The organism is Vibrio sp. V42_P2S4T144 (genome assembly GCF_009904715.1).
In the GTDB taxonomy this organism is placed as follows: domain Bacteria; phylum Pseudomonadota; class Gammaproteobacteria; order Enterobacterales; family Vibrionaceae; genus Vibrio; species Vibrio alginolyticus.
This window is the reverse complement of sequence record NZ_WXWS01000043.1, coordinates 1-7,081: the sequence shown is the minus strand read 5'-3', so window position 1 is coordinate 7,081 and position 7,081 is coordinate 1. Positions and strand designations below refer to the sequence as shown.

3 protein-coding genes and 1 pseudogene are annotated in these 7,081 nt (G+C 45.1%); all 4 read right to left on the bottom strand.

What is annotated here, in order from left to right:
- Positions 1-36: 36 nt before the first annotated feature.
- A pseudogene (locus CAG68_RS01380) lies at positions 37-1,486 on the bottom strand (phospholipase D family protein).
- 101 nt (positions 1,487-1,587) lie between these two features.
- On the bottom strand, positions 1,588-3,627 hold the full coding sequence (locus tag CAG68_RS01375) for a carboxylesterase family protein (RefSeq protein ID WP_086046810.1): 2,040 nt from the start codon (positions 3,625-3,627) through the stop codon (positions 1,588-1,590).
- Between the two features lie 233 nt (positions 3,628-3,860).
- Positions 3,861-5,513, bottom strand: a complete 1,653-nt coding sequence (locus CAG68_RS01370) for a hypothetical protein (protein ID WP_086046809.1) — start codon at positions 5,511-5,513, stop codon at positions 3,861-3,863.
- A gap of 301 nt (positions 5,514-5,814) precedes the next feature.
- Positions 5,815-7,081: FUSC family protein (locus CAG68_RS01365; protein WP_161440707.1), on the bottom strand; the 1,267-nt coding region annotated here is incomplete at its 5' end.

The window sequence follows — 7,081 nt, the reverse complement described above, 5'->3', positions numbered from 1 at the left end:
CCTTGCAGATAGAGAGCCTTTTTAAGTCTTGTTTGTTTAGAGTTCGAACTCACCATTCAGTTTCTTGAATATCCAGTTAGGCGCCTTATGCCATCCACCATAGTTTGGATTCTTAGTATGGATCTCATTCATTGATTGCCACTGAGTTTGGCCTTGTCTATCTCGAGATACTCGCCAAAACAGTTCATCTTGTTGTCGGGTTAAGTAGTGCATGACATGTTCTGCAAAGGCTTCGCTTTGGACCAACACACCAAATTCCACATTGAGGAAATCCGATCTTGGGTCGAAGTTTGATGAGCCGATGTAAGTCAGCCGATCATCGAGTATCACCGTCTTGTTGTGATAATAAGTATCCGCATGGAAGTAATGGTCATCATTTTTCGCTTGGTTTTTGTACTCAAGTATATTAACGCCCTTATCCAACAAGGTTTGGCGATGCTCCTCGTAATAAGCCGGAATAAAGCCAGAATCATTAGATGCAGACGAGTTCGTCATTAACGTGATGTCCGCTTTTTGCTCCATCAAGGTATCAATAAAGGCAAATTCACCATCACTTGGTACCACATAAGGCGTTGATATTACTGCTTTGGATGCAGTGGTTATTTGTTGCCAAACTTGGTGTTCTGCACGTTTTCTAAAGTAATTTGTTGTTTTCTAACTTGTTTAATGAGTCGAAAACGGGGGTGACTTGCGCAGTGATGAAGTCGGGACTGGTCAGGTGTTTAACCTGTTTTTCAACTTCAGCCAGAATGATGCTTTTGTCTTTCTCACCTTTATTAAGCGCTTTAGTAAACGTGTAATAGTTTGGGGTAACTTTAACGATGTTTTCTATTGGCGTAACATGCTCGCTGTTCCAAAGTTGTTGGTAGTTCTGGTCGAACGCTCGAATAAGGCTGCCTTTGAACAAGACGTCCATATCAAAGAAGTTCGCTTTGCGGCTGTAACCAAAATAGTCGTCGCCAATGTTACGTCCACCTAGAATCATCCATTGATGATCGACGTTGAAGTACTTCTCGTGCAGACGATTGTCCAAACGTTGTTGATGAGTAGAGAAGTTGACGGCGCGACCAATCCAACCTGACTTACGTGAATCAAACGGATTGAATAAACGGATTTGAATGTTGTCGTGAGCGCTGAGATCAGCAAGCCATTTCTCGTTAAAAACCAATAAATCATCGAGAGTGAGTCGAATTTGCACGCCTCGATCTGCTGCTTGCTTGAGTTCATTGAGTAGCATCAAACCAAGCGTGTCACTCTCCCAAGAAAAGTAAGTCATATCGATGCTTTGCTGAGCGTTTCTAACCAGTTCTACGCGACGAGCAAAGGCTTCTGGAGCGGTAGCAATTAAGTAAACTTCGGCTTGATGCTGAGTAGTTTGCCAATTGGCTTCAAAATCCGGTTCAACTTGAGGGTAGGGCTGGGCACAGCCAACCAACAGCGCGCCGAAGATAAAGAGTAGCAGAGCACGGAGGGCGTTAGGAAACATGAGTAAACCTTCCTAATTATGTTCAAGGAATAAGGATGAAAAAAGCCAGCGAACTGGCTTTTAGGTATTTGGTAACGAGCTTTTAGTGACTGAAGATAACGTTACATGTGACTAAGAATCAGCCCAAGTCCCTCGAGACCGTTGAGGCGACCTTGGCGCAGTTTTGGATCGATGCCTGAGTGATGAGCATTGTCCCAGTCTTGCGTGGATTGAATACCGCCATCGTTATCGATCAGCAATACTCGATCAGTCGCGCTGTTGTATTGGAAGTCTTCAAATAAACGTTCGCTAAACCACATACGAGAGAGCTCGTTCATCATTGCTTTGTCTTTGCTATCTGGGCGAACACTTGAACCATCAAGCTTTAATGCCTTATTAAACACAAATGGTAATTCAGATGCATTACAAGCGCCCACAATACAACTGATGCTTTTGAGTAAATCACCCACGTCGAGATCGCCATTTTCACCTTTGGTGTTGTAAGTCCATACGTTGAATCCAGGTGTATAGTCAAAGTAGTAGAAGCTTGGCGTTGATCCTGTTGCTTCTTCAGTTGAAACCTTATGACGGTTTGGACCCGTGAAGAGCAAGTCATGCAATGTGGTTTTGAATTGCTGCATGTTTTTGGCCGCGCCATTTAGTTCGCTTTCATCGTTAGGGAAGAAGTCAGCCAGAGCAAGTAACTCCGTGGTTGAATCGGAGTTCCCCAAACCGAAGAACAACTTAGTCATCGCCTCATAAGCGGTGCTAGGTAGCAGTTCCAATAAGTCAGAAAGATCGAGTTCAATTGAAGCTGAATCGCTGAGTAATGAACGATATTCGGTGCGTAAACGGTTTAAGTTCGTTTCCGATTCTAGCCACTCCACCATGTATTCGACGATTAAGTTTTCGTCACCACTTTCAATGATCTCTGGCGCTTCTTGGCTCAAGATTTCAATGATAGTTGGGATCAAAAATGTCAGGCTCGGCAGCATGCCCAGAGTATTGCTTTCTGCACTGTTAGAGCCAATTACCGTCGGTACGATCCATTCACTCTCAATCGCTTGTTCAGTAACGTGATAGCCCGGTACTTCTTTCACTAGAAACGCTGGTGGGCGATGCTCGATGTAGGGCGCAAATGGCATCAACGTAGCTAATGGGCTGTTGTCGCGTGTTGGACTGATAACCGGAATATTCGCGGCGGTCAGTACCCAGTTCTTAAGACGTTGAATAGGATCAAGCATCTCGCCCTGTACCTTCATGACCTCTTCAAGTGGTAGTAACGCAAGATCTTCAACGCTTTGCTCTGGTCTTTGGCTCTTGGCAACATCGTAACTTTTATATTCAAAGCCGTAAGCGTTGCTTTGCATGATGGCACGTTGAAAGTGCTCACCTGCAATTGCAGTATCGCCTTTTGATTGCTGTAAAATTCCCACCGACATGGCACCTGCACCTTGACCCATAAGTGTCACGTTTTGCGGATTGCCGCCGAATGCCTCTATGTTTTGTTGAACCCATTCTAGCGCGTGTTTTTGATCGCCTAGGCCAAAGTTACCGCCCTCAGGGTTGTCCAAACCATCAACCCAAACACTGCCCAACAAGCCCAAGCGATAGTTAAAAGTAACAGCAATAAACGGGTTACCATCGTCAGCACCTTGTGCAACCACCATATCACCATGAATCAATGGTTCTGAGCCCGCGCCGTATTCAAAGTCACCGCCGTGAATAAAGACATAAACTGGCAAATCTGCGTACGCTTCTGTCCCTGTTGGTCGCCAAATGTTTAGGTTCAAACAATCTTCTGACTGCGTTTGTGTCGTGGTTTTTAATTGCGGACACGCATCACCGAACTGAGTCGCATCAATATCGCCTTCAAGTGGGGCCACAATGCTGTGCTTAAAGCGGTCTGCTTGCGCAAATTGGATACCTTTGAACGCCTCTACCGCTGCCAGTTTTTCATCCGCATCAAGAGGTGTGATGACAAGGGACTCTTTAGTGGCTTGAATGGTCGCATCACCAATTTCCAAAGAGATTTGCTCTGGCGGTAACGGTTGTAATGGCTCCGGATCGTAAGGAACGCTAGGTTTACTTGAATCATCACCACAAGCCGCTAAGGCAAGAGTGATGGTAATGGCTAAAGTTGAGCGATTGAGTAAAGTCATTGTTATGTCCAAAAAGTCATTTGGTGCGTACACCGAAAATGTTAAACGGCATCTAACAAGCGACGTCCTGCCGCTTTGGTATTAATCCGTGAATGGTTGGATGGCTTGTTGTATTGATGGCTCAAATGGTAGGGCATCGGTGACAGTTTCAATAATCGCCTTTGTAGGATGCATTCCTACCATCCAATGGCCTACCAATGTGTTATTTCTTTGTGTGCTATTGCTTTGTGCGATTAGAAGCGATAACCCAAGTTCAAGGTCAGTGAGTCACGTGTTTCGCCTTTGTTGTAAAGCATGGTTAAGTTGTAGTTCTTACCGATTTGCTTATTGAAACCTGTCAGGAATGCCCACTCGTTAAGCTCGACACCGATGTCGTAATCGAACTCGATATCTCCGGTTTTTACTCGGCCATCCATACGAGAGTCCAAGCCTTGATATTCAGCACCGATAAAGAACTGGGTACGGTAGTCGACTAACTGATAACCAAGCATCGGTTGAACGGTAACAATGCCGTCACCCCAGTCATCCAAGCCTTTTAAACGTGTCTGAGAGTACGTGCCAGTCACAGAAGCAAAGAACTCTTTGTAACCAACCGAGAGTGTTGTACCGACACCGCGCAAATCGTATTCAAGGTGAATTGGCACGTTCAGTCGCCCGCGATTACATAGGGCAGACAAACCATCACAAAACTTGTCGCCTAAGCCCGGTAGACGATCATTCAGCTTGTCTTTTAGATACTGGCCACCTTCGCCTGTGTATCCCGCATCCACGTTTGCATCGACATTGATTTTGCCGACGTAACCAAACACGTTCCAAAAAGGAAGGATGTTCACGTCACCACGAATACTGAAACTCTCTGCGTTCACAATCCCGACGGTGTCTTCTGGGTCGAATAGGTCGTTTAGACGCACGCCATCAATAGTGAAGTCATTGAATGGGATGTTCATATCTTGGTTACGGTAAGCCATTGACACACCAAATGGCAGCGGTAAATCGATGCCTTGTCGACGCACCATATCGCCCATTAATGGGAAGATACGATCAAGTTTTACACTGGCTTCTTGCATGCGTGGGTCAGAAACTTCGTTCAAGCGTTTCTCATCCAACACTTGCACACCAATGTCATCCTCATATATGGCAACAGGTTTAAGAGTGCTGACCATTTTCAGTGGTTTGTTTTTGCTTGAGCCAACAATTTCAGTGTGTTTGCTCGCAATCACAAGTTTGCCAGAATCCAGCTTTTGAAAGCGGATCTCTTGATGGTACGCATCCACCTTGTATTTGTGGTGTGTGAAAGGCTTGTCGTTAGTGATGACCATGCGTTTTGGCTCACCGTTAACGAGTTCGATATCGACGCTTAAGAAACGAAAATAGGCGATGTCTTGTGGAAGCCCGTATTTTGAGTAATTGAAGCTGACAACGACATTGCCGTTTTGATCTTCTTTAGCTCGTACCGATGAAGAATCAAAGCTCTCAACATAGTTGCGCAGACGATATTCTGTACGCGTGAAGGCTTCGATTTCATCCAACACTTTTTCGTTCTTATCCAGCTCTTCAGGGTTGTATTTGATGCGTAGATCGATATTGCCCTTGCTGTCGGTGTTTTTTACAAGGAACACCGAAGAATCACGGACCTCGTTGCCGATTTGAACCGTTCGGTGAGCATGCTCTACCAAGTGCTCGCCTTGTACTAGAGAACTGATGGCCAGTTTCGGTAGATCATGGCTGATACCGTATTTGTCGAAAAGTTGGCGACCTTGTTCCATTACTTCGTTGTAAGTTGTCTCTTCTGCGGCGAAGCTAAAAGTGGGGGTAGTAAGCATTAGTGCGCTCGCTAGCACAGTAAGAGAAGATGTCTTGCTAGCGCGTATTTCAAAAAAACTCATGACGATTTCCACTCTGAATAGCCTCAAACCTTCGAGACTCAGACAGTTAATGTGTCACTGAACTTCTTGTTCAGTTAGATAGATGTGTTTGCTGTGATTGATGTTGTGAATGCGGTGTTTTAAATTGCATTTCGTAAATCAATGAGATGATTTTATGGGGGCTAGAGAAATCCCGTTAATCGCTTTTGATGGATACTATCCTCGCTTTATGGGTGAGGTAGGAATAGGGCAGCGAACAAAGCAAAAAGCCCCGCAGAGCAAAAGCAATGCGGGGCTTTAGTTTCAAGAACGGAGGTGACGCTTAGGCCGTGACGCGAACACGGAACAGATCGGTAAACAACTTGGCAATCATCAAAATGATCATAATGTTTACTAGCATCAGCAATGGCGTTTCAATTCGATACGCTGGGGTTAAGTTGAGCGCACCCGATGTCAAAACAACCAATAAGTTAATACCTAGAATTCTATGTACCATTAGTTTTGGTGTGGAAAAAACCTTCCAAATCACAATGATGTTGATGAAGTAGAACAAGGCAAGTTGCCATAGCTCGGTCATCATTGGCATTAAGAAAATGTATTGCAGAAGGATTACCGTCCCCGTACCTATTACTCCAAAAAAAGCATCCTTGATAATGCTCGGTGGCATGGTAGGAATGAGTGATGAGAATACACCGGCCAGCATAGGGAAAATGAACCCTCCGGGCACAGGAAGGTAAATCCAAATCAGCAGCGACGTCACGAACATGGAGACACCTTGCAGTACCTTTCTGCCGTCTTCATTCAAATGCTGAATGAAGGTCCGATGTTCATGATGCCAGACAGTATTTTTATCTCCTCGAATAACAAAAGGGACGTCGCCAATTAACGATGTACTCGGCTTTTTCATATCAAAGCTTTGAAGTTGCTGTGCTAACGTCGACCAATCGATCTCATTACGTTGCGGCTTATCGGCTTGTTCTAGCAATCGGTCTTGGATCTGTGCCATCTCATTTAATCGCGCGCGCCATAGCTGACGATGCTCTTTTAAATGGTAGCTACCAGTGAGCGGCAAGCTGATCAATTGGAACAGTTTCTCTATGTTGGTCGTATTGGTTTCCAGTGCTTCGATATCAATGTGGTGAGGGTTATTCATGGCGTTAAACATTGCCTCACGGCTTGTCTCAAAACGCTGAACGAAGTTTTGTTCCGTGTTTACTGGCCACACTAAGCGATACACAACCGAAAAGGTGATCACGCCAAGAATCGTCTCCTGCATACGAAGGACGGCGAAGTGAAAAGTTGCTTGATTATCAAAACCACCCATACAGGCGACAATTGAGCACACTGCAAAACCGATCGTAAACACATAGCCGTACTTCTCGTCGCTCGACATAAATATGCACACACCCAAAAACAAGGTGAAGAAGGTGAGGAACAAAAAGCGGTCTTGAGAGAACATCGCGATAAGAAAGAAGGCATAACCGATGCCCAATAAGGTTCCCAGCAATCGGTTATTACCTTTGTTTATCGAGTGTGCGAAGCTTTCGTTCAATGCCATCACCGCGACCGCAATTGCCGCCCAGTAAGGT

Coding starts and splice junctions, on each gene's coding strand:
- CAG68_RS01375 (WP_086046810.1), bottom strand. CDS start 3,627: ATGACTTTACTCAATCGCTCAACTTTAGCCATTACCATCACTCTTGCC.
- CAG68_RS01370 (WP_086046809.1), bottom strand. CDS start 5,513: ATGAGTTTTTTTGAAATACGCGCTAGCAAGACATCTTCTCTTACTGTG.